21 protein-coding genes are annotated in these 22,966 nt (G+C 60.4%); 14 read left to right on the top strand and 7 right to left on the bottom strand.

Annotation, left to right across the window (positions count from 1 at the left end; translation table 11 throughout):
• Positions 1–68: 68 nt before the first annotated feature.
• The 5 genes from ACYQ3M_RS08420 (at position 69) to ACYQ3M_RS08400 (ending at position 4,445) form a co-directional block, all read left to right on the top strand.
• Complete coding sequence (locus ACYQ3M_RS08420) at positions 69–434, top strand: hypothetical protein (RefSeq protein ID WP_460035632.1); 366 nt, start codon at positions 69–71, stop codon at positions 432–434.
• A gap of 76 nt (positions 435–510) precedes the next feature.
• Positions 511–2,490 carry a TonB-dependent receptor gene (locus ACYQ3M_RS08415; protein WP_460035631.1) on the top strand — a complete coding sequence of 660 codons (1,980 nt, stop codon included), beginning with the start codon at positions 511–513 and terminating at the stop codon, positions 2,488–2,490.
• A gap of 2 nt (positions 2,491–2,492) precedes the next feature.
• Positions 2,493–2,957, top strand: a complete 465-nt coding sequence (locus ACYQ3M_RS08410; RefSeq protein WP_460035630.1) for a copper resistance CopC family protein — start codon at positions 2,493–2,495, stop codon at positions 2,955–2,957.
• Positions 2,896–3,441 carry a hypothetical protein gene (locus tag ACYQ3M_RS08405; RefSeq protein WP_460035629.1) on the top strand — a complete coding sequence of 182 codons (546 nt, stop codon included), beginning with the start codon at positions 2,896–2,898 and terminating at the stop codon, positions 3,439–3,441. The genes ACYQ3M_RS08410 and ACYQ3M_RS08405 overlap by 62 nt, the downstream gene beginning before the upstream one ends.
• A complete protein-coding gene (locus ACYQ3M_RS08400) occupies positions 3,438–4,445 on the top strand; it encodes a PepSY domain-containing protein (protein ID WP_460035628.1) in 1,008 nt (335 codons plus the stop codon). The genes ACYQ3M_RS08405 and ACYQ3M_RS08400 overlap by 4 nt, the downstream gene beginning before the upstream one ends.
• 672 nt (positions 4,446–5,117) lie before the next feature.
• On the opposite strand, the gene ACYQ3M_RS08395 is transcribed toward ACYQ3M_RS08400, so the two are convergent.
• From ACYQ3M_RS08395 to uvrB, 6 genes are all read right to left on the bottom strand, one after another.
• Positions 5,118–7,271, bottom strand: a complete 2,154-nt coding sequence (locus ACYQ3M_RS08395; protein ID WP_460035627.1) for a TonB-dependent receptor plug domain-containing protein — start codon at positions 7,269–7,271, stop codon at positions 5,118–5,120.
• A gap of 260 nt (positions 7,272–7,531) precedes the next feature.
• The gene (locus ACYQ3M_RS08390; protein ID WP_460035626.1) at positions 7,532–7,717 is read right to left on the bottom strand and encodes a hypothetical protein; all 186 of its coding nucleotides are present in this window, start codon (positions 7,715–7,717) and stop codon (positions 7,532–7,534) included.
• Positions 7,718–7,796: 79 nt separating this feature from the next.
• Entirely contained in the window at positions 7,797–8,669 is an 873-nt protein-coding gene (gene galU / locus ACYQ3M_RS08385; protein WP_460035625.1) for a UTP--glucose-1-phosphate uridylyltransferase GalU, read from the bottom strand.
• Positions 8,659–9,300, bottom strand: coding sequence for an adenylyl-sulfate kinase (gene cysC, locus ACYQ3M_RS08380; RefSeq protein WP_460035624.1), 642 nt, complete (start codon positions 9,298–9,300; stop codon positions 8,659–8,661). Before cysC ends, galU begins: the two co-directional genes overlap by 11 nt.
• 61 nt (positions 9,301–9,361) lie before the next feature.
• Positions 9,362–9,667 carry a ComEA family DNA-binding protein gene (locus ACYQ3M_RS08375; protein WP_460035623.1) on the bottom strand — a complete coding sequence of 102 codons (306 nt, stop codon included), beginning with the start codon at positions 9,665–9,667 and terminating at the stop codon, positions 9,362–9,364.
• 92 nt (positions 9,668–9,759) lie between these two features.
• Entirely contained in the window at positions 9,760–11,793 is a 2,034-nt protein-coding gene (uvrB, locus tag ACYQ3M_RS08370) for an excinuclease ABC subunit UvrB (protein ID WP_460035622.1), read from the bottom strand.
• Positions 11,794–11,827: 34 nt separating this feature from the next.
• Here uvrB and ACYQ3M_RS08365 point away from each other — a divergent pair, with 34 nt between their 5' ends.
• The 9 genes from ACYQ3M_RS08365 (at position 11,828) to ACYQ3M_RS08325 (ending at position 21,404) form a co-directional block, all read left to right on the top strand.
• Complete coding sequence (locus tag ACYQ3M_RS08365; RefSeq protein ID WP_460035621.1) at positions 11,828–13,000, top strand: pyridoxal phosphate-dependent aminotransferase; 1,173 nt, start codon at positions 11,828–11,830, stop codon at positions 12,998–13,000.
• 184 nt (positions 13,001–13,184) lie between these two features.
• Positions 13,185–14,153: a NotI family restriction endonuclease gene (locus ACYQ3M_RS08360; RefSeq protein ID WP_460035620.1), complete on the top strand. Its 969-nt coding sequence runs from the start codon at positions 13,185–13,187 to the stop codon at positions 14,151–14,153.
• 2 nt (positions 14,154–14,155) lie between these two features.
• Entirely contained in the window at positions 14,156–15,127 is a 972-nt protein-coding gene (locus tag ACYQ3M_RS08355; protein WP_460035619.1) for a DNA adenine methylase, read from the top strand.
• Positions 15,128–15,235: 108 nt separating this feature from the next.
• Complete coding sequence (locus ACYQ3M_RS08350) at positions 15,236–16,708, top strand: fused MFS/spermidine synthase (RefSeq protein ID WP_460035618.1); 1,473 nt, start codon at positions 15,236–15,238, stop codon at positions 16,706–16,708.
• A 148-nt stretch (positions 16,709–16,856) separates the two neighbouring features.
• Positions 16,857–17,651 (top strand): hypothetical protein, encoded by a 795-nt coding sequence (locus tag ACYQ3M_RS08345; RefSeq protein ID WP_460035617.1) that lies wholly within the window; start codon positions 16,857–16,859, stop codon positions 17,649–17,651.
• Positions 17,652–17,712: 61 nt separating this feature from the next.
• A complete protein-coding gene (locus ACYQ3M_RS08340; RefSeq protein ID WP_460035616.1) occupies positions 17,713–18,153 on the top strand; it encodes a hypothetical protein in 441 nt (146 codons plus the stop codon).
• Between the two features lie 11 nt (positions 18,154–18,164).
• On the top strand, positions 18,165–18,635 hold the full coding sequence (locus ACYQ3M_RS08335) for a TlpA family protein disulfide reductase (protein WP_460035615.1): 471 nt from the start codon (positions 18,165–18,167) through the stop codon (positions 18,633–18,635).
• 3 nt (positions 18,636–18,638) lie between these two features.
• On the top strand, positions 18,639–18,839 hold the full coding sequence (locus ACYQ3M_RS08330) for a DUF4266 domain-containing protein (RefSeq protein WP_460035614.1): 201 nt from the start codon (positions 18,639–18,641) through the stop codon (positions 18,837–18,839).
• Between the two features lie 3 nt (positions 18,840–18,842).
• Positions 18,843–21,404: a DUF3570 domain-containing protein gene (locus ACYQ3M_RS08325; RefSeq protein WP_460035613.1), complete on the top strand. Its 2,562-nt coding sequence runs from the start codon at positions 18,843–18,845 to the stop codon at positions 21,402–21,404.
• Here the strand turns inward: ACYQ3M_RS08325 and ACYQ3M_RS08320 are convergent.
• On the bottom strand, positions 21,392–22,930 hold the full coding sequence (locus ACYQ3M_RS08320) for an OpgD/OpgG family glucan biosynthesis protein (RefSeq protein WP_460035612.1): 1,539 nt from the start codon (positions 22,928–22,930) through the stop codon (positions 21,392–21,394). The two genes, ACYQ3M_RS08325 and ACYQ3M_RS08320, sit on opposite strands and share 13 nt — an antisense overlap.
• Between the last annotated feature and the right edge of the window lie 36 nt (positions 22,931–22,966).

The raw sequence follows: 22,966 nt of genomic DNA, 5'->3' as shown, positions 1-22,966 counted from the left end.
CGCTGCGGCTTTGGCACGCAACCTGCAATAGTGCGCATTGCCGTTTAACGATTCTTTAAGGAGCTTACATGCCTAAATATCGCGCGTCTTGGATGGGGATCGCCCTCGCTTTGTTTCTGGCCTTGGTTGAGGCGCAAGCCGGAGGGCGCTATCAAAATCCGCCGGAAAACCTAGACAAGGTCATCGCCTCCGCGTCCAAGGCCCAGGAGTTGCTCAAGCAAGGGCAGACCGACGCGGCTTTGGCCTCTGCCCAAGAGGCCCTGCAACTGGCCAAAGAGTCCAACGAGATGAAATCGACCGCGCCGATGCAGCGGGCGACCGGCCAATTGAGGATGATCGTGGGCAAGATCAAGCGCGGCGAGACTGCCCAGGCCGCTGAGCAGTTGCAGCAAATCTTGGGGTATCTGGATGGGGTGCTCAAATCCTACCAGTGACTTCCCAAGGGACCTCCGCTTGGGCCAAGGACTGGCCCTCTTTCTTTTTTTTTGGAATCTAACCCAAGCGGATGAGGTGGTCCTGGAACGAATGGAAGTGGTCAGCCGCGGCAACAACCTCTTGGGACTCACCCAATCGGCCTCGCAAGGCGTGGTGGGAAGGCCGGAGTTCGAGTTTCGTCCGTGGATGCGCATCGGCGAGCTGGTCGAGGTCGTCCCCGGGATGCTGGCCACCCAGCACAGCGGCGACGGCAAGGCCAACCAGTATTTTCTGCGCGGGTTCAACCTGGATCACGGCACCGACTTTGCCGCCTTTCTCGACGGGGTGCCGCTGAACCTGCCTACCCACGGCCACGGCCAAGGGTATTTGGATTTGAACCCGTTGATCCCGGAGCTCATCGATTACGTCGAGTTCGGCAAAGGGCCTTATTACACCGACGTGGGGGATTTCTCGGCGGCCGGCTACGCGCGCTTTCACACCGCCAAGCGCTTGCCTAAAGGCTTTTTCCGCCAGACTTTCGGCAGCGACAAATATTTCCGCTCGGTCGCCGCCGATTCCTTCGAGTTTGGCCAATCTAGCCTGTTGCTCGGCGGGGAGGCGGCGGTCTTCGACGGTCCGTGGGACGAGCCCATGGATCAGAAAAGCTTCAAAGGCCTCCTCAACTATAGCTTCGAAGGCACGGGCAGAGGGTTTACTTTAGGGATCAACACGTATTACAGCGACTGGACCGCCACCGACCAAATCCCCGAGCGCGCGGTGCAGCAAGGTCTGATCTCGCGGCTTGGGACGATGGACCCCACCGACGGCGGCCAATCCCACCGCTTTGGGATCACCTTCAACGGCTGGAACGATTCCTTCTTGGGGCAAACGCGCCTGACGCTGTACAGCTATTACTCGGATCTGCGCCTGTATTCCAACTTCACGTTTTTCCTCGACGATCCCGAGAACGGCGACCAGCTGTGGCAAAAAGACCGGCGCGTGGTCAGCGGTGCCCATCTCGACCACCACTGGCACCTGACCACCTTCGGCATCGACCACGGCCTGCGCCTTGGCGCCCAGCTGCGCCACGACTTTATCCCCAAGGTCGCTTTGTACCACACCCAGCGGCGCAAAATCCTCGAAGCCACGCGCATCGATGAAGTCGACGAGACCGCCGTCGCCGGCTACCTGGAAGCGACCAGCCGCTGGCACGAGAAAGTGCGCACCACCGTGGGCTTGCGCGGCGACGTGTTTTTGTTCGACGTCCAAAGCCGCTTTCTTCCGGCCAATTCCGGCAAGGCCGCCGACGGCAAGATCAGCCCCAAGTTCGCTTTGGTCCTCGGCCCCTGGTACGAGACCGAAGCGTATTTTAACTACGGCTTTGGCTTTCACAGCAACGACGCCCGCGGCACCGTCACCCGCCGCGACCCGAAGTCCGGCGAGGCGGTGCAGCCGGTCGATCCCATGGTGCGCGCGCGGGGCTTTGAGGCGGGGGTCCGCACCTATCTCATTCCAGGCTTGAGCTCCACTCTGGCGCTGTGGCAGCTGCGGCTGGATTCGGAGCTGGTGTTCGTAGGCGATGCCGGCACCACCGAGCCGAGCGGCGAGAGCAAGCGCTATGGGATCGAGTTTAGCAATTATTACCGGGCGCTGGACTGGCTCGTTCTGGAATTCGACCTCGCTCTGACGCGCGCTCGGTTCTTGAACGCCACCACCCACGCCAACCACGTGCCCAACTCGGTGGGGCGCGTGATCACCGGCGGGATCGTCGTCGATCACCCAAGCGGGGGATTTGGCGCGATCCGCGTGCGCCACTTTGGCGCGGTGCCGCTGAACGAGGCCGGCACCCGCGAGGCCGGCAGCACCACCTTGGTCAACCTCGGGCTGGGCTGGCGGTTCTGGCAGGATCGGCTGCGGGTTGCGTTTGACATTTTAAACCTGACCGACAGCCGCGACTTCGACATCGCCTACTTTTATGCCTCGCGCCTTCCCGGCGAAGCCGAGGGCGTCGAAGACGTGCATTTTCATCCCGTCATGCCGCGCCAGTTCCGCGGCACGGTACAGGTGTTTTTCTAATCATGCGCAAGACTATCGAGAACAGACTGCGGTTTTACCGGGCCGGATGGCTGGGGCTTGTCTGCCTGATTGGGTTGGCCTGGGTCGGCCAAGCGGGCGCCCACGCCATTTTGGTGGAAGCCAATCCAAAGCCAAACCAAAAGCTCGCGCAGCCTCCAGAGAACATCACTTTGCGCTTCGATGCGCCGGTCGGCAAGCGCTATCTAGCGGTGGCGGTGGTCGATCGACACCGGCGGCGAGTGGATGAAGGCGATGCCGCCCGTGACCTGCTCGACGGCAGCATCGTCAAGGCCAGCCTCAAACAACCCTTGCCGCCGGGGGAATACCTTGTACGCTACCGCGTCCAGTCGGCCGACACCCACATCGTGTCAGGCAGCTACCGCTTTACCGTCGAAGGAGAAAGCCGTGCGCAAACCGATTCTAAGTCGCTGCTGGATCGTTTGCTGGATCGTTTGGCTGGCCGCTGAAGCGCACGCCAAGCCTCCGCCGCAAGAAGACGAGTGCCTGGCGCAAACCGACTTGCACATCGTGCATTTTAGCGCTTTCCAGCCGGGATCTAAAAAAGAAGGCGAGTTTCAGCGCTATTGCCGGGAACTGCCGCGGGCTGCGTTGAGCTACCTCGGGATCGATTTTATGGACCGCGACGCCCGCCGCGTGCCGATCGCCTTGGCGGTGGTCGAAGAAGACGCCCAGGGTCATGAGTTGCGTACCCTGCTTGAGCTTGCGCCGCAAACCTACCCCCAAGGGGTCGCCAGCCTCCAGGCAAACTTCGACCGGCCCGGGCGCTACGCGGTGCTCGTCCGCTTCCAAAGTGAAGATCTGATCGATGAGCTGCGCATCCCCTTGGCGGTAGGCGGCGCGCCCAAGCCCGGGTGGCCTGTGGCCTTGGGTGGCGCTTCTGCCGCGCTGGGCTTAGGGGTAAGCTGGTATTGGTGGCGGCGCCGGTTATGAAAGCGAGGCTACGCCGCTTGCACCGTCTGCTCGCCTTGGGGTTAGGGGTGGGTCTGAGCGCCTGGGTATTGGCCGGCAGCGCCTTGCTCTGGCAGGATGGGTGGCCAAAACCCAAAGCGCCGCGGGCGGTTGAGCCTGCGATCCTGATGAAACTGCTTGAAGTGGCGCAAGATCGCCACCCGGAGCCTGGCAGTTGGCGGATCGTTTTGCCCGAACGGGAAGGCGAGGCGGTGCGGCTGATCTTTTTGGCGGAAGATTTGATTGCGGAAGCCGAACCGCAAGTGCTCTGGCTCGACCCCGACAGCTTGCAGATCCTTCGCGAAACCGCGCTTAAATCGCCGCTGTGGCAAGCTTTGTATCGCTTTCACGCCGGTTGGTTTTTGGGCGACCGCGGCCGGCCGGTCCTGATCGCCTGCGCTTTGGCTTTATTTGCGCTTTTAGCCAGCGGGCTGGCGCTTTGGCGCCGGGCTTATGGATTTTCCCTGGCGGCGTGCCACCGGCGGCTTGGCCTGCTCATCGCCCCGCCGCTGCTGATCAGCTCGGTTTCTGGCCTGGTGCTGGCCCTGCCTGGCGGATGGCTTGGCACTTTACCTGCGCCCGAGCCGCAGCTTACGCGCCCCGCCCTTACCCTGGAGGCGGTCGTCGCGCAAGCCCATACCCTTTTTCCGGACTATTGCCTGCGCGAGATCGTCGTGCCGCAAAACTCCGACGAGCCGTGGGAGCTTGGGTTGAGTCGGTCTCGCGCTTTGGCTCTCGATCTGGGAGAATTGCGCCTTTCCTTCTACCCCGACGGGCGTTTGGAGAGGCAAGCGGCGAACTGGCGCCAATGGGTCTACGCCTTGCATACTGGCCAGGTGGGTGGCGCACTGGGCCAGGTGCTACTGACGCTGGGCGGAGCGGGATTTGCCATCCAAGCGGTCTTCGGCCTGCGGCTGCGACGGCGGAGGTCGCGTCTTAAAGCGCCGGCGCTGGGCGCGCGAGACGGCGAACAAAAGATAGCCTGAAAGCACGCTCGCCAACGCGGCCAGGGAAATCGCCCTTAGCCAAGGGTTGTTGAAATCATCGCGTCCCTGAAAATCAAGGGTGTGAAGCATCCAGAGAAAGTCAAACAGCCGCCAGCCGTCGTGGCGGATCGCGGCCACTTCCGCGCGCTCGGCGGCGACGTACACCGTAGGCCGGCCCGGCAAGGCAAACCGAACCGCCCACGCGGGCAGCGGCCGCCCACGGTACTCGTGGCCCGGGGGGATTTCGCGTACGTACTCGACCGCTGCCACCGCGGCGGCGACGCGCAAGCTTTGCCGGGCTAGCGTGATGGCGGTTTGGCGATCTACAGGAGGAAGGCGCGCGCCTTCCGCAGACAAGAGGGCAAAGCGGGTTTCTCCTTGCGCGGTGCGCAGACGCACCCGCACGATCGTTTGGCCGATAGAAGCCAGCTCGACCTGTTCAACCATCTCCCCTTGTTTCTGAAACGCTAAAAAAGCACGTGCCAGGCGCTCCCAGTCGACCGCTTGCGGCGGAGGCACGGGCGCTTTGAGAGTTTCTCCACGAATCCACGCCAGCGAACTCCAACTAAAATAAACGCCGCCTACTGTCCAGGCCAGAATTTGCACGCCAACGATTGCCGCTAAATAGCGATGCGCTTTGCGGATCCACCTGCGCACTGTCTCCTGTATCGCTTAAAAATCATAGACCATAGTGACGTAAAGGTTCCGTCCCGGATTCGGCAGGCGCGCCCCTACCGGCAAATCGCGCACGCCGCCGACGCGGTTTAAGCCGTTGGTGTGGTCGTAGTGTTCGTTATCGAACAGGTTGTCCACCCCAAAGGCCACTTTCAAGCCCTCGACGTACTTGTACGACGGCTGATACTGCAAGCGCAGGTTGACCACGCTCCAGTCGGAGGTTTTGCGCTCTTTGTTGTATTCAGAGACCTTGTCCTGGCGCAAAGCGCCGACCAATTCGGCAGAAAGTGCAAAGTCCCACAGCGACACCGTGCCGCGGATGCGGCCGTTGAGCGGGGCGATGCGGTAGAGGTTGTCGTCTTTGCCGCTGAGCTGCTGGCCACGGGTGTAGTTCATGAGGCCGTCAAGGCGGAAATATTCGCCCAGGGCGAGACCGGCGCGAATGTCGGTGCCGTAGAGCTGCGCGTCGATGTTGGTCCACTGCAGCACGCAGTCGGAGGCGTCGTTGTCGCCGGGGGAAGGATCGTTGGGACAGGTGCGCCCCGGCACCAAGACGTTGGCGGCCGCGAGCACCAGCGGGTCGGTGGCGCGCTGGCCTTGGATGTAGTCGTTGATGTAGCGGTAAAAGCCGCGCGGCTCAAAGTACAGATCGTGGACGAAGCCGCCTACGTGCGGCAGGTGCAGATCGAAACCGGCCACGGCTTCGTAAGACTTTTCGCTGTCTAGGCCGATGTTGCCCATGTACACGCGCCCGTCGGCAAGGCCGCCGGTGGCCTCAAACGGCGACCAAAGGTAGCGTTGCTGGTAGGTGGGCGCCTGGGTTTTGCGCGCCAGCCCCAAGACCAGGTCGAGCGACTCGTCGAGCCGATAGCGGAAATTCATCGCGATGTCCACGTCGTGCTGATCCTGACGGCGCTCGGCGGCGTTGAAGCGATCGCGCAGCGCCGCCACCGGACCCATGGGCATCATCCGCGCCGGGGTGGCGTCCACCTTGCCGGCGTCCATGTAGGTAAACCGGTAGCGCACTCCTAAGTTGGCGCTCAGGCGCTCGATAGGCTCGCCTTGCCATTCGAGGAAAGCGCTGTAGCGGTTGCGGTTGATGTCTTCAAAGTTGGTATAGAAAAACGCAGGGTTGTTGGGATTGCGCACGGTGGCGTTCTGCAAGAATAGGTCGCCGTCGAACCCCACCTGCAGGCTGCCGGGGCCGGACGGCATAGTCAACACGAGCCGATAACCGCCGGTTTCCATCTCCGTCTCTGCTTCGCGCCAGCGCTGGGGATCCATAGGCGCTGGGCGCAGAGTAAAGTTGTTCATTACGTGGTTGGCGTTTTGATAAAAGGTCATGGCGGCAAGCTTCCACCCTTCCCCGAGATCCCAGGTGTAGTTGCCGCGGTAGATCTGCATCCTATCCCAGAGGATGTCCATAGGCAGGGCGGGAGTGCCGGTGTGGCCCATGTCTTTCTTGTCGTAGGTGAAGCCAAAATCGTGGCCGGCGTGGCGCACGCCAAAGCCCAGTTCGTAAGTTTCGCGCCGGTATTCGCTGGGATTGACGCGGCGGGTGCGATCGAAGCGGTAATCGCGCCCGTCCTCGACGCTGCCGGCAAAGTGAGCGCGTAAGTTTTGGTTGGCCACGCCGATCAGGCCGGCACCGAAATAGCCGTTGCTGACGCTGTTGTAGCCGGAACTGGCAAAACCTTGCAGGCTAAAGCGCTCCTCGTCGGTGAACTCGCTTTGGCGCGATTCCATCAGGATCGTCCCGCCTAAGGTTTCAAGCCCGGTCGATACAGGCGTGACCTCGCGGTAGATGGTGACCGAGCGAAACAGCGAGGAGGGAATATGGCTGGCCGGGTCGTCCATGGCGTTGGTGCAGGCGGGCTTGAGCGCCATCTGGTTGGTGAGGAGGTTGACGCGCTCGCCGTAAAGCCCGCGGAACTGAGCGATCCCCGTCAAGGGGCCGTTGCGGTTGACGTTGCCCCCCGGGATGTGCTTTAAGAAATTGGCCGCATCCAAAGAGCCGATGGTGCCTGGCTGCAGGCTGACCGTTCCCGGCTGCATGACATCGCCTTCGACGATCAGCGTGGGCAGCTGCTCGTATTGGGCGAGAGCAGGGAACGGCAACATCGCTAGGGTGATCCAAAGGCGTTTAGGCATAGCTCCTCCAAGCCAAAGTCGTTGGGGTTGGGATTTAGAATCAAGCAAAAGTCATTCCTTAAGATTTAAGGAATTGATCTTAAAAAGGATTTTGCTTGAGTTCAGGAACGCGAACCGGGGAAACCGCGGCTTATGCCGCAGTCTAGGTGGGAAATGACGCACTTTAGGCCGGTTAAGCCTGGAATTTTTTGGCGGCTTATCGCTTAAGGTCTGATAAAGAGAGGCCGCTGCCTAAAAAGAGGCAGCGGCCTAAAGCTTTTTTATTGGGCCGGGGCAGGTTCTGCCGGCTGGGGCATCGGCGCAGGCCCGGTGCTTGGTTCGGCCGGCGGGGTCGGCGTGGCCGGCTGCTCAGGCGCGGCTGGCGCCGGCTTTTGTTCTTCTTTCTTGCCGCAGGCGGTGATTCCCAAAGCAAGGCCCAAGATAAAGATCCAAATCCAAGGTTTCATCGTCCCCTCCTCAAGGTTGTTGCAGGCCAACGATAACACAATTTTTTACGCCTTGGCTATGGCCGCTAAAGGCAAAGCCTTACGATTGTTCGAGGCTTAGGCGTTTGAGATACTCCCTAAAGCCTTCGGCCACTTCGGGGTGCTGCAAGGCGTGATCGACGGTGGCCTCGAGATACCCGAGCTTGGAGCCGCAGTCGTAACGTTTTTTCTCGAGCCGGAAAGCGTAGACCAGTTCGTATTCGAGCAGTTTGGCGATCGCGTCGGTAAGCTGGATCTCGCCGCCGGCGCCGCGGTCGACGGTCTCCAGCAGGTCAAAGATCTTCGGGGTCAGGATATAGCGCCCAACTACGCCTAAGTTGGACGGGGCCTGCTCGGGCTTGGGCTTTTCCACGATCTTCTCAATGCGCGAGACGTTGCCGCTCACTTGGGAGACGGCGACGATGCCGTAGCTTTCGGTCGCTTCCGGGGGTACCTCTTCGACCGCGATCACGGAGCGCCCATGAGACTGATAGATTTCCACCATCTCTTTAAGGCAGCCGCCGTTTTCGATCAAGTCGTCGGCAAGCAGCACCGCGAACGGTTCGTGGCCGATCACCGGCTTGGCGCACAAGACCGCATGACCAAGTCCCAAAGCCTCGGCCTGGCGGATGTACACGCAGTTGACCCCAGGCGGAGGGATGTTTCGAACCAGCTCGAGTTTTTTAAAATTGCCGCGGTTTTTGAGTTCGGTCTCCAGCTCATAAGCTTTGTCGAAGTGGTCGGCGATGGCGTTCTTGGTCCGGCCGGTGACGAATACCATCAGTTCGATCCCCGCAGCGGCCGCTTCTTCCACCGCGTATTGAATGAGCGGCTTGTCCACGATCGGCAGCATCTCCTTGGGGCTGGCCTTGGTGGCCGGCAGAAACCGGGTTCCAAGCCCGGCGACGGGAAAGACGGCTTTGTTAATCCTCACGAACCCACTCCCAGCGTTGTTCGGTTTCTGGAATCAGCGCAATTTTATGATTTTTTTCCAGGTAATCCAGAATCTGGCGGGCGCAGACGTCCAGCGGTTCGGTGCCGGTGTGGACGACGATTTCGGGATTCTCCGGCGGTTCATAAGGGGAAGAGATGCCGGTGAAGTCTTTGATTTCCCCGCGCCGGGCTTTTTGATACAGGCCTTTGACGTCGCGCTGCTCGCACACCTCCAGCGGGGCGTTGCAGTAAATCTCGATGAAGTCGCCCGGCTCGACCAAGGAACGCACCAGCTGTCGGTCGCGGCGGAAAGGCGAGATGAAGGCGGTCAGGGCGATCACCCCGGCGTCGATGAATAATTTACTCATCTCGCCGATGCGGCGGATGTTCTCGTGCCGGTCTTCGGGGCTAAAGCCCAAATCGGCGCACAGGCCGTGGCGGACGTTGTCGCCGTCGAACACGTAGGTGCGGCAACCGCGCAGGTACAAAAGCTCTTCGACCCGATGGGCGAGGGTGGATTTGCCTGCCCCGGACAGGCCGGTGAACCACAGGATGAAACTTCGGTGGCCGTTGAGCCGTTCGCGGTCGCGGCGGGTCACGGTGGCGTGGTGCCAGCGGAGGTGTTTGTTCATACAAGGCAAAAGAATAACCAGGCGGGCATTAGAATGCCCGCCTAGAAGAGCGTTTGACAAGCTATTTTTTCTCGGCCGCAGCGTTGTTCTTTTGGGTCGGAGTAGTCCCAAGGACGATATTGTCCTTGTTTTTCTCTAAGGTGGCCGGGCCGATCCCTTTGACCCGCTCCGCCACCTCGTTCAAATCCTTGAACGGGCCGTTTTGGGTACGCTCGGCGACGATCGCTTCGGCTTTGACCTTGCCCACCCCGTTCAAGGCTTCGGCGATTTCCTCGGCACTGGCAGAGTTCAGATCCACCGCGGCAAAGGCCATCTGCCACGCGCACAAGGCCGCTCCTAAAACGCCCAAACTTAAGGTTTTGTGCATAAAAACCTCCCGGTTTTGGTGGTTAGGAATTCTGAGCATAGACCCAGCGCTTGGGGTTGGTGGGTGATCTGGGTCACAAAAACGCTCAAAGCTTAGCCTCGGGCAAAACGGGTTTTAAGGGCGGCGATTTCATCGCGCAGCCTGGCGGCCTCCTCAAACTCCAAGTCGCGCGCGTGCCGGTACATCCTCTCTTCCAGCTGTTTGATCAGTCTGGCCGCCTCCTTGGGCGATTTGGGTGAAAGCGCGTAGCCGGCGGCGGTTTCCGCCAATTTGGCGGGCTTGAAGCTGCGTCCTGGGACTTCCAAGATGTCGTCGAGCGCCCGGGTGGCGCTTTTGGGGGTAACGCCGTGCTTTTGGTTATAAGCGATCTGTTTGGCGCGGCGGCGCTCGGTTTCCTCGATCGCCTGGCGCATCGAAGCAGTGACCTGGTCGGCGTAGAGGATCACCTTGCCGTGGACGTTGCGCGCAGCCCGGCCGATGGTTTGAATCAGGGAGACGGTGGAGCGCAGGAAACCTTCTTTGTCGGCATCCAAAATCGCCACCAAGGAGACTTCGGGGATGTCCAAGCCCTCGCGCAGCAGGTTGATGCCTATTAGCGCGTCGAATACCCCCTTGCGCAGGTCCTGGATGATCTCGACGCGCTCGACGGTGTCGATATCCGAATGCAGGTAGCGGACCTTGACCCCGTGTTCGTTCAGGTATTCGGTCAAGTCTTCGGCCATGCGCTTGGTCAAAGTAGTCACCAACACCCGCTCGTTGCGCGCTGCCCTTAAGCGAATTTCTGAAAGTAAATCGTCCACTTGCGTGAGGGCGGGGCGCACTTCCACTTCTGGGTCGACCAAGCCGGTGGGCCGCACCACCTGCTCGACTAGGCGGCTAGAGTGGGCGCGTTCGTAGGGGCCGGGTGTGGCCGAGACGTAGATGCGCTGCGGGGCGCGCGCTTCGAACTCCTCAAAGCGCAAAGGGCGGTTGTCGAGCGCCGAAGGCAGGCGGAAGCCGTAGTTCACCAGCGTCTCCTTGCGCGAGCGATCACCTCGGTACATGGCGCGCAGCTGCGGGAGGGTCACGTGGCTTTCGTCGATGAAGACGATGGCGTCTTTGGGCAGATAGTCGAACAAGGTCGGCGGCGGCTCGCCGGGAGCGCGCCCGGACAAATGGCGCGAGTAATTCTCGATCCCGGAGCAGTACCCGACCTCCAGCATCATCTCCAGATCGAAGCGGGTGCGCTGCTCCAGCCTTTGGGCTTCGACCAATTTACCGGCCGCGCGCAGTTCCTTGAGGCGCTCCCTGAGTTCTTCGCGGATCGCCTCGACCGCCGCCAGCAAGGTCGCGCGCGGGGTGACGTAGTGGGTTTTGGGGTAGACGGTGTATCTGGCAAGCGGCGAGATCAGCGCGCCCGTTAGAGGATCGAACAGCTCGAGGCGCTCGATCTCGTCGTCAAACAGCTCGATGCGCAAGACCTCTTTTTCCGCCTCGGCCGGAAACACATCGATCACCTCGCCGCGCACGCGGAACGTCCCGCGCCGAAGTTCTACATCGTTTCGGGTGTATTGCATCTCGACCAAGCGCCGCACAATCTTGCGCTGGTCGATCAGGTCGCCGCGGCGCAGGTGCAGCACCATCTCAAAGTACGCCGCCGGCTCGCCCAGACCGTAGATCGAGGAGACGGTGGCGACGATCACCGTATCGCGCCGCTCGAGCAAGGCTTTGGTCGCCGACAGGCGCATCTGCTCGATGTGTTCGTTGAGGGCGGCGTCCTTCTCGATGTAGGTGTCCGAAGCCGGAAGATAGGCTTCGGGCTGGTAGTAGTCGTAATAGGAGACAAAGTACTCCACCGCGTTCTCGGGGAAAAAGCCCTTCATCTCGCCGTAGAGCTGCGCGGCGAGGGTCTTGTTGGGCGCCAGGATCAAAGCCGGCCGCTGGACGCGTTCGATGACCGCGGCCATGGTAAAGGTTTTGCCGGAACCGGTCACCCCGAGCAAGGTTTGGTGCAGCTCGCCGCAGTTTAATCCTTCGACCAGCTGGGCGATCGCCTCCGGCTGGTCGCCGGCCGGCTGAAACGGACTGTGAAGCTTGAATTTTTTCGCCGCCGAGGGATTTGGGCGAGGCTTGAGTTCGGCTATCATAGGCGCGCAAGTTCAACCGTGTATCAGGAGTATTATGCCAATTTCCCTGTCCGAACGCGTCCAGCGGATCAAACCTTCTCCCACTTTGGCGGTAAGCGCCAAAGCGTCGGCGCTAAAAGCCCAGGGCCGCCAGGTCATCGATCTTGGCGTAGGCGAGCCCGATTTCGATACCCCCGAGCACATCAAGCAGGCGGCCATCGAGGCGATCCGCACGGGGATGACCAAATACACCCCAGTCGACGGCATCCCGGCTTTGAAGCAGGCAATCGCCCACAAGTTCCGCCGCGACAACGGCCTAGAGTACGCCTTGGAGCAAATCCTGGTCTCCTGCGGCGGCAAGCAGAGCTTCTACAACCTGGCTCAGGCACTGTTGAATCCGGGAGACGAAGTCCTCATCCCCGCCCCTTACTGGGTCTCCTACCCCGATATGGTGCTTCTGGCCGACGCCACCCCGGTGTTTATCGAAGCGGGCCAGGAACAAAACTTCAAGATCACCCCCGAGCAGCTTGAGGCCGCCATCACCCCCAAGACGCGCCTTTTAGTGTTGAACAGCCCCTCCAATCCCACCGGCAAGGTCTATAGCCTCGAGGAGCTTAAGGCGCTGGCCGAGGTTCTGCTTTGCCATCCCCACGTGCTCATCGCCACAGACGACATGTACGAGCACATCCTGTGGCAAGGCAAATTCGCCAATATCCTCAACGCCTGCCCTGAGCTTTATCCGCGCACCATCGTTCTAAACGGCGTCTCCAAAGCTTATGCCATGACCGGTTGGCGCATCGGCTACGCCGCAGGACCCAAAGAGCTGATCGCGGCGATGAAGAACATCCAGTCGCAAAGCACCTCCAACCCTGCCTCGATCTCGCAAGCGGCGGCGGTCGCTGCCTTGGAGGGCGAGCAAAGCTGCATTCGGCCGATGGTTGAGGCCTTCAAACAACGCCACGATTTTATGGTTGCGGAGCTTAACCGGATCTCAGGCATAAATTGCCTGCCGGCGGAAGGGGCGTTTTACCTGTTCCCCCAAGTGACCGGTTGGATCGCGCGCTTGGGGCTCAAGGACGACCTAGAACTGGCCGAATTCTTGCTCGAGCGGGCGGAGATCGCTCTCGTGCCTGGATCGGCTTTCGGAGCCCCCGGGCACGTGCGCGTGTCGATCGCTACGAGCTTAGATAAGCTGCAAGCCGCCGTCGCTCGGTTAAAGGCGCTCTGATCAGAGCGCAGTGCCGCCTGCTTTTGGCGGCGCTTGGCCTGGGCTGTCGGGTGCGATGGCCGTAGGGCTTTTAAGCGCAGCAAAAGGCTGCGCTTACAGGCGGTGCCCGTGATTTGCGGCAAATGCCGTCTGCAGGCGGACGGCGGCTTCGCCGCTTGCGGGTACGCGCCGCGAGCCGGCGAAGTTGAGTTTGGGGGAAGGCGTCTTGCCTGTCCCGCCGCTGCTGAAACCAACCGTTAGGACGTTAGATGAGGAAGGAACTACGATGAATCGTGGTGGACAGCCATTGGCAGAGGTCTTTGGTTTTCTGATTGATGACCAAACCGACATGGCGAGACGATACCACTCCCTTCGTCTTTGCCCTTTCAACAACAAGGTGCCGAATTGCACAAAAGACAAGGCAAAGAACCCTCTTGGTGTGTGCAGCATTTATCATGAAAACAAGCCTGTGATTACCTGTCCCATCCGATTTCGTCAGGACTGGATTATAGCTGACCACGCTGCGGCTTTCTTTTTTGAGGAGGGAACACGGTGGACTTCTCTGACTGAGGTCCGTTTGAATGATGCTCATGGCAAGTCTGCGGGAAACATTGATGTGGTTCTAGTCGCTTACGACGATAGTGGCAAGGTTATTGATTTCGGGGCCCTTGAGATTCAGGCTGTCTATATTTCCGGCAACGTCCGCGAGCCATTCGAGTATTACATGAGTGATCCAAAAAGCAGGGTGTCTATGGATTGGTCCGGCGAACCGAACTATCCACGTCCTGATTACCTTTCTTCTTCTCGAAAAAGACTTGTTCCCCAACTTGTTTACAAGGGTGGAATCTTGCACAGTTGGAAGAAGAAGATTGCTGTGGCGCTGAACAAAAGCTTCTTGGCCACTTTACCTACTCTGAAACAAGTTCCGAGAAGTAATGCGGATATTGCGTGGCTCATCTATGACTTGAAACTGAGTGTGGAAGAGGGCCATGGGCCAGGGCGATACCATCTGACGAAGGTGGATGAGATTTTTACTGAATTTGAGCCTGCCTTGCTTGCTATTACCACCCCATCGCCAGGAAGAATGGAAGATTTCATCAAATTGCTTCAGGAAAAACTCGACGAGCAACTGGAAACTCCCCCAACGAACCAAACTATTGAGAGGCCATTTTAACCATGCAGACGCATAGACAACTCTCATTATTGCCTGAATGTTCCGACGAGATAGTATTACTCCGCCCGGTGAATGTCGCGTCCGTTCCGCAACGAAGTCCTTTCCGCTATCCCGGTGGAAAGACGTGGTTTGTGCCCACATTCCGAAGGTGGGTAGCCAGCCTCAAGACAAAACCGCAGATTCTGGTTGAACCTTTTGCCGGTGGCGGGATCATTAGCCTTACCGCCCTCTTTGAGAATTTGGTTGAGAGAGCGGTTATGGTCGAATTGGATGACGAAGTGGCGGCAGTCTGGGAAACCATTGCAAACGGTGATGCGGAGTGGCTGGCTCATCGAATCTTGACATTCACGATGACAAGAGGAGCCGTCGAAGCAGAGCTCCAGAAAACTCCAGATACGAGGCGAGAACAGGCATTTCAAACGATTCTGAAGAACCGAACGCTGCATGGGGGGATACTGGCCGAAGGCTCTCGATTCATAAGGCAAGGAGAGAACGGAAAAGGAATCGGTTCGCGTTGGTATCCAGAGACGCTTGCCCAAAGGCTCATCGCCCTTAATCATATTGTAAATCGGATTGATTTCCGCTGCGACGATGGATTGAAAGTAATGACGGAGTTTGCTCATTGTGAGGATGCCATCTATTTCATTGACCCTCCCTATACAGCCGGTGGAAAGAAAGCCGGCAAGCGACTCTATAAACATCACGAGCTTGATCACGAGCGTCTCTTCACGATCTGTGAGTCGCTCGTGGGCGATTTTTTGATGACTTATGACGAAGCGGAAGAAGTAAAAGAAATGGCGCGACGGCACGGGTTTCAGATGCGTTTGATTCCGATGAAAAACACCCATCACGCGACCATGAGGGAGCTGGTCATCGGGAGAGACTTGTCAGGGTTGGATGAACTGCCCGCCATACGCGAATCTAAAGCTACGTATAGTGTTAGCAGGAGGAAGAAACTAACGTCCTACCGATGAGCTTGGTGCGTTAGAGTTTCGTACGGCCTTAAAGGAAGCATAATTTCCGCCAGATTTGGCCTAAAAAGTGCTTTAAAGCTTTTGTACTTTACGACCGGATCTTAACTCATGCGCGCCATCGAACGATTTGGGCTATATGCGGTCGTCTTCTGGACAGGAGCGGCAGCGATGGGCGTGGAAATCTTGGGCACGCGGGTGCTCGCGCCGGTCTACGGCACCAGCCTCATCGTCTGGGCGGCGCTGATCTCGGTGACCTTGGTAGCGCTCGCTTTGGGTTATTTTTTGGGCGGGGTTTTGGCGGGGCGGTCGGCTTTGAGCTTGAGCCAAGTGTTAGCGCTGGCAGGGGTTGGTTGCGCGCTGGCGCCGCTGGTAGCTAGGCCGGTGCTTGTGCTTACCGATCCTTTGGGCTTGCACCTAGGGGCGCTGGTCAGCGCCAGCCTCCTGTTTGCTTTGCCCCTGACGTTCTTGGCCATGGTGGGGCCGTGGATCATCCACCTGTGCTGCGCCGGCTTGGCTACTCCAGCCGGTCTTGCCTCGGGCAACGTATACGCCGTCAGTACTTTGGGCAGCGTGGTGGGCACCTTAGCCGTCGGCTTTTATCTGCTGCCGGCCTTTGGTTCGCGCGTTTTGCTCGGCGCTTTGGGGATAAGCCTAATCGCGCTGGCGGCGCTCTTTTCGCGCTGGGAGGCAAGGCGCCAAAATCAACCTTGGCGGCCGGCTTGGCTGCTCATCGCCTTGGCTTTGAGCCTGTGGGCGTCGACTAAGGCGCCCTCAGCCGGCCTATTCCAGCGCGAGAGCCTTTACGGCCAGGTGCGGGTAGTGGATGACCGCAGGCTCAATGCGCGCTGGCTGTTGGTCGATGCCTCGATTATCGGTGGCATCGACCTTGCCAGCGGCGAAAGCCGGCTGGCTTATCAGGAATTGGTCGCCAAGGCGTTTGACCTTTTCCCTAAGGCGCAAAACGCTTTGCTCATCGGCCTTGGGGCCGGCACCCTGGTGCCGAAGATGCAGGCGCGCGGGTTGGCTGTGGATGCGATCGAAATCGACCCGGCGGTCGCCGAAGCGGCGGAGCGTTACTTCGGCTTTCGCCCGCCAGGAAGACTTTGGGTCGCCGATGCGCGCGCCAAGGTGCGGCAAATCCCACACCTTTACGACCTGATCGTCCACGACTGCTTTACCGGCGGCAGCGAGCCGACCCATCTCTTGACCTTAGAAGCGTTTCAAGACTTGCGCGCTAGGCTTTCCCCAGGCGGGGGAATGTTGCTCAACTTCGTCGGCTTCCAGACCGGGCGTGGGCGGCAGGCGCTAGAGGCGGTCTTACGCACTTTGCAGGCGGTCTTTCCGCACGTCGTGCTGTTGGCCGCCGAACCTCAAGAAAACTTCACCGACTTTTTGTTGCTGGCAGCTTTCACGCCGCTAACGCTTCCCGCGGAGCTTAAAGTTTATCAGCTCGAGCTTAAACCTTCCTCCGCGCCCATCCTGCGCGATGCGCACAATCCTTTGGAGTTTCTGCAGCAAGACAAGGCCAAAGCCTACCGCGCCTTGCCGTTTGAGCAGGTCGGCCGCGAGCTTTTCTTGTGAGGCATTTGCCGCACGTCTGTGGCAAATGCCGCAGACTAAAACGCTGGGGATTTTCCAAGCGTTTGTTTTTCCTCAAAGGCACGGTTTTTGTAAAGAACGCTTTGTCTGGACTTATTTCACAATAACCCAACTTGCGAAGGAGGAATCCATGAAGCTCAAACGACCCGCCCTGCTTTTGGCTTTAGGCGTAGGGGCTTTAGGCATCGATCAGGCGTTCGCCCACACCCGCCTGTCGCCCGCAAGCGCCGACGAAAACCGCGCCATGCATGCCACGTACGTCACCCAGGCCAACATCGCCCACGGCTGCGGCGAGATGAACGTCATCGGCGAGGTCTTGGTCATGCCCGACCAAACCGACTCCATCGTCGAAGTCTCAAGCGACGGTGGCAAGACCTGGACGCGCCACAACGGGCCGGTTTCCGATTTTATTCAGGCCGGCGGATTCATCCGCGTGATCAAGAGCAACGAGGTGTTTCCCATCCAGCAGATGATCTCGGACCCCAACGGCAACCCCATCGGTTACTGGGCTGGCGGGGGAGAGGGCTTGCCGCCGCACAATTGGTACGGGCCAATACCGTTTCGCATCCAGGCCGCGGTGTTTCAGGACAATTCCTGCGCCAAGAGCATCACCTTCATCCCGGCGATCGCCGACATCTGCGAGATCAAAAGCGTGGCCGATCCCGAGTTCAACCACGCGACCAATTTCTGGGTGAAGGCGGTGCCCGGGGTGGAGCCGGGCAGCCTGGATGCTAAGTACTTCGGCGACCCTGCGCACGCTTACGATTCGCCGGCGACGTTCAAAGTCAACCGCAATCTCACCCAATCGCCGCTGCCGGCAAGCTGCGGCCAAGGGGTGGACGTGCGCATTTATCCGTCCATGAATCAACTCAAGCGCGATATGAAGGTGATCTGGCAAGGCCAGCAGATCTGGCCGGCGCCGTGATTGGCAGCCGGGGCGGGGACGGCTATACTGTCCCCGCTTTATCTTGCGGAGGCAAAAGCGAATGAAACGCCTATTGTGGAGCGTGCTGTTGGGGTGGGCGGGGTTGAGCCTGGCGCACGATGTGACTAACATTCCCTTGCCGCTGTTCCCTCAAAGCCCAGACGCCCAGGCCACCGATATGGCCGATGTGATCTGCGCCGACGACGGCCACGGCCCGACCGGTTTTCTGTTTGTGCAGGTGCGCGACGATTCTCCCCCCGTTCCCGGGCTCCTGGTCAACGCCCAGGTGATCAAAGGCAATCAGGCCGCCAACGTCACCGATCAGGTATCCGGCGATGGCCTCTACAGCGAGCCTATCGTGCTGCGCGGGGGCGACGGCGTTTACCGGATGCTGGTCAACAAAACCGGCCCCGGGGGGCGGGTCTTCTCTTTGATCTACCACTGCATGACCGCCGAGGGCGTGCATACGGGCACCGAAATCCAGGTCCGCCAGGTGCAGTGAGCCGCAGGCGTTTGCGTTTTTTCTTCGTTCTCGCCGGCTGGCTAAGCCTGGCGCAAGCAGGCTCTCCCGACTGCGATTTGCTCTCCCTTTCCGGGGAAAAGCCAAGCCTGCGCCAAGTCCAGGCGGGCAAAGTGCTGTATCTGGACTTTTGGGCTTCCTGGTGCCCGAGTTGCGCGCGTGCGTTTCGTTTCTTAAACGCCTTGAGCGAGACATTCGGCCCGCAGGGGCTGTTGGTCGCTGCCGTCAACTTGGACGAGGACCCCCAAGACGCCCGCGCTTTTCTCGAGCAGCACCCGGCGCGTTTTGCCGTATTCTTAGACCCGCGCGGCGACTGCGCCCGCGCCTTCGAGGTGGAGGGGATGCCGGCGGCGTATCTGATCGACCGCCAGGGCCGGGTGCGCTACCGCCACTTAGGTTTTCGCGCGGCAGACGAAGCGGAGCTTAAAGCCAAGGTCGAGGAGCTGCTCGCCGAATCGGATTGAACCATGTACCGCCGCGGAATTTTGTTGGTTTTGCTTTTGGCCGGCTGCGCGCAGGTCGCCCCGTGGGAGCGCGGACGGCTGGCCAAACCGCAGATGGCGCTTAACCCTTACCCTGGCCAAAGCGCCATCCAAGAGCACGTCTACAGCAGCCGCGAGGCCGGGGGAAGCGCGAAAGGTATGGGCGGCGGTTGCGGCTGTTACTAAGCCATGGGAAGAAGCCAGACGCTGACCGCGCTGACCTCGGCGGCCTTACTGTTGCCTGGGCTGGCCGCAGAGAACAGTAAGGTGAGTCTGCAGTATAGCCGGTATCAAGAAGGCGAGCGCAATCTGTTCGGCGTTCACAGTCGGTTCCATCCGCTGCAGGTCGATACCACCCGCTTTGCCGCCGAGCTCGGGTTTTTGGATCGCTGGCGGTTCGACTTGGCCTACACCGAGGACGTCTGGTCCGGCGCCACCCCCGTCGCCACCGCCCCCTTGGCCGCCCAGCCCAACCGCCCCTTGGTTACCGTCTCCGGTGCCTCGCCCTTGCTCACCGGGCAGGTGGCCTTGGACGCCGATCTCAATCCCTTGCGGGAGGGGAGGAAGGAATCGCGCCTGGTTCACGTCCTCGCTCAAGCCTCGCCCGAGGTGCGACGGGCGAGCGACTTTGCCTTAAGCTACGCCTGGGACGAGGCCGAGCTTGCGTTGCTGGGCGGATTTTCGTTCGAGAACGACTATCGCTCGGCCCACGGCGGGATCCGCGGGCGGCTGGATTTTAATCGCAAGCTGACCACCTTAAGTTACGGTTTTACCTACACCCACAGCGACATCCAGGCCATCCTCGACCACGATTCTTCCCCCTACATCGTCAAGGACCGCTACCGGTCGAGCGTGCGCCGGCTCAGCAAGGGAGGGTTGGGCCTGGATCAGCTCTTGGGCGAGCGGCGCGATTTTGCCTTCAACCTGGGTTTGAGCCAGGTCTTGAGCCGTAACGATCTTGTAAGCCTGAATCTGGCCTATACCCAAAGCCAAGGGTTTTTAGAGAACCCCTACAAGGCGGTGACGGCGATCTTCGTCGACCCGGTGCAGCTTGGCCGGCCGGTGCTCATCGGCGACCGTCGGGCGCTGTTGGAGGAGCGGCCTGCGGTGCGCAACCAGGGCGTGGTGGGGGTAAAATGGGTGCGCTATTTTGCCCCTCTGGACGCCGCCTTCCACCTTGGCTATCAGTTCGCGCGCGACGACTGGGGAATCTCCGCCCACACCCTCGAGGCGCAGTGGATTCAGCCGCTTGGGGGGGGGTGGACCTTGGCGCCTAGAATCCGCTACTACTCGCAGGACCGGGCGGATTTCTACCGGCCGTTTTTGCTTTCCTTGCAGCCGTTTGAGACCACCGCCAAAGACCCCTTGGGGCGGGAGATCTGGATCGACCGCAGCGGGCGCGAGTTTTTCGTAAGCAACGGCGATTTCTTCGACGCCCAAGGCAATCCGGTCACGCCCCCAGACGATGTGGCCCCCAAGCGCATCCGCTTCGACCGCGCAAGACTTCCCAAACACTTCTCCAGCGACCACAGGTTGTCCGGCTTTGGCGCCTTGAGCGGCGGGATCACCTTGGCCAAGGAATTTGCCAAAGGCGTGACTTTGGAGGCCGGCTTTGAATACTACACCCACGCCGGTTCCTTGAAGCTGGGCGGCGGCGGAGAAGACGCCTTCGCCGATTTCCACGCCCTGGTCGCCAACGCCGCGCTCAACCTCGACCTCGACGCCTTGGACTGGCGCGGCCTGGGCCACCACGCCCATCACCACGGCCTGCACGGCCATCATTTTTTGCCCGCCGGGCTCATGTACGCGCACATGATGCCCAAGGCCACCCCGTTCATGGCTGGCTACCGCCTCATGTACCAAAGCCAAAACGGATCTCTAATGCACGGGACGCGCCGCGCGCGCGCGTCCCAGGTCGTTGCCGGCGGCTGCGGCCCTCTCCCTTGCCGGTTTGCGCCCAGGAAGATGGAAATGACCATGCACATGCTCGAGCTCATGTACGCGCCGAGCGACTGGCTGAACCTGATGCTCATGCCCCAGTTCATGGCGATGGAGATGGACATCGGCGAGCGCCTTTCGGGCAGCCCGCCGCCCGATCCGGCCGTGTTCGAACACGGCGGCAAGCACACCACCGGCGGGGTGGGCGACACTTTGCTCGCCGCCCTGATCCGGCTGTGGCAGGTCCCGGGGCATCACCTGCATCTGGGGCTGGGCTTGAGCGTGCCCACCGGCGACGTGCACCTCAAGATGCGGCGCATGCACCAGCAGGAGATGGGGCTTTACCACTTTGACATGCAATTGGGCAGCGGCAGCTTCGACTTCATCCCCAGCCTGACCTACACCGGCGAACGCGGCCGCTTTTGGTGGGGGGCGCAGGTTTTAGGCACGGTGCGGCTGGAGGAAAACGACGCCGGCTGGCGGCGCGGGCACTTGGCCCAGGCCAACGCGTGGGGAGGGGTGAGCCTGAGCGAATGGCTGGGGGTCTCGGTGCGCGGGGTCTACACCTTCCAGGGGAAGATGGAGGGCGACGTCGACGGTTTTAGCCTGCGCCTTGGGCCTATGGATTTCCCGCAAAACGCCGGCGGCAAATTCTTCGACCTGGGCTTGGGCGTAAGCGCGTCTGTGCCCTCTGGGACTTTTGCCGGTCACAGTTTGCGCTTTGAATGGCTGCAGCCGGTGCTGGACGATTTCTACGGCTATCAGCTCGAGCGCGAGGGCGCTTTGACCTTTACCTGGAGCTATGCGTTCTGAGGCGGTAAGTATTGATACAGCCAGGTCTCGGTCAACACCCCGCGTTCGTCCCTTAAAAAACAGCGCATGTCCACCGGCTCTTGACCCTCGACCGCCAGGTCGAAATTGCACCGCCAGTAGGGGGTGCCTCTGATCGGCCGCGCCGCAGGCTCGAGCACCCTGCCGCGGGAGACGGTGATCACCGGCTCCACTTTCGCGGTCTCGGGCAGCGAGTCCAGCCGACCGCCGCCGAAGTCGATGACGAACTTGCGCGAAGGGATCTGGTTCTTCCGCCCTGGGATGCCGCCCACGCCGGTGCGCGTCGCCACCACCCGCCCCCCGTAAGAGAGCGGCTCGGGCGCCTCCCCCCAGCTTAGCCGGTAGTGGAAGCGGTAGGCTCGACCCGGGGTCAACGGTTCTTTGGGGTGCCAGAAGGCGACCACATTGTCGAAGGTCTCGTCCGGCGCGGGCAGCTCGACCAGCTGCACTGCCCCCTCGCCCCAGCTTTCTAAAGGTTCGACCCAGGTCGAGGGGCGAAGATGATAATTGGCGCCGTCGTCCTGGTAATGGTCGAAGTTGCGGTCGCGCTGGAGCAGGCCAAAGCCTTTGGGGTTGTGGTCCAGGAAGGAATTGATGCGGACCGCAGGCGGGTTGAGCAGCGGCCGCCAGATCCACTCGCCCTTGCCGGTCCACATGACCAGCCCGTCGGAGTCGTGGATCTCGGGGCGGAAATCGTCGGCGACGCGGCGGTCGTTTTCGCCGCACAAAAACATGCTCGTCAAAGGCGCGATCCCCACGCGTTCGATGGTCTTGCGCGGGTAAAGATTGGCCTCGATGTCCATCGCCGTCGGCTCGCCCGGGGTGACCGCAAACCGGTACGCGCCGCTGACGCTCGGGCCATCCAAAAGGGCATAGAAGATAAGCGCCGTGGCTCCAGGTTCTGGGCGTTCTAAATAAAACTCGCGAAACTCGGGGAATTCTTCGTCCAGGCCGGTGTTTATCGCCAAGCCCCGGGCCGACATGCCGTATTGCATGCTTTTCCCCACCGCGCGAAAGTAACTGGCTCCCAGAAAGGCAAACACATCGCGCTCAAAATCCGGCTGCGCGTGGACGCGAAAGCCGGCGTAACCCAAATCCGGGACCTTTTTGGGAACCTGGATCTTGGGGCCAAATTGGAACCAGTCGGCGCGATAAGGGATAAGCTGCGCTTTCCCTGCGGCGACCTCGTAAAGATGCACCGGGTGCTTGAAGAACAGCCCCAAGTGGAACAGGCGCACCTGGAAGGGCAGATTCGCTTTGCGCCACAAGGCGCGCTCGGGGCGGAAGCGGATCGATTGATACCCGTCCCAGTCGATGTGAGCCAGCCAATCGGGAAGCGCCTCGATAGCCGGTTGATACGGCCTCTGGCTAAGCTCTTTGGCCCGGCCCTTTAGCCAATCGTAGCTAAAAGCGTGGCCGCGCTCTGTGCGCTTGGCCTCAAGGCGGGGGAGAAAGCCGGCGGCGGCGAGGGCGAGGATTCCTTTGAGTAAAGCTCTGCGAGTCAACATCTTCCTTCGCTGTTATTATTTTCCCGACAGTAATTA

The sequence above is a fragment of the Methylothermus subterraneus genome, from assembly GCF_054656915.1.
This window is presented reverse-complemented; position numbering and strand designations above follow the sequence as displayed.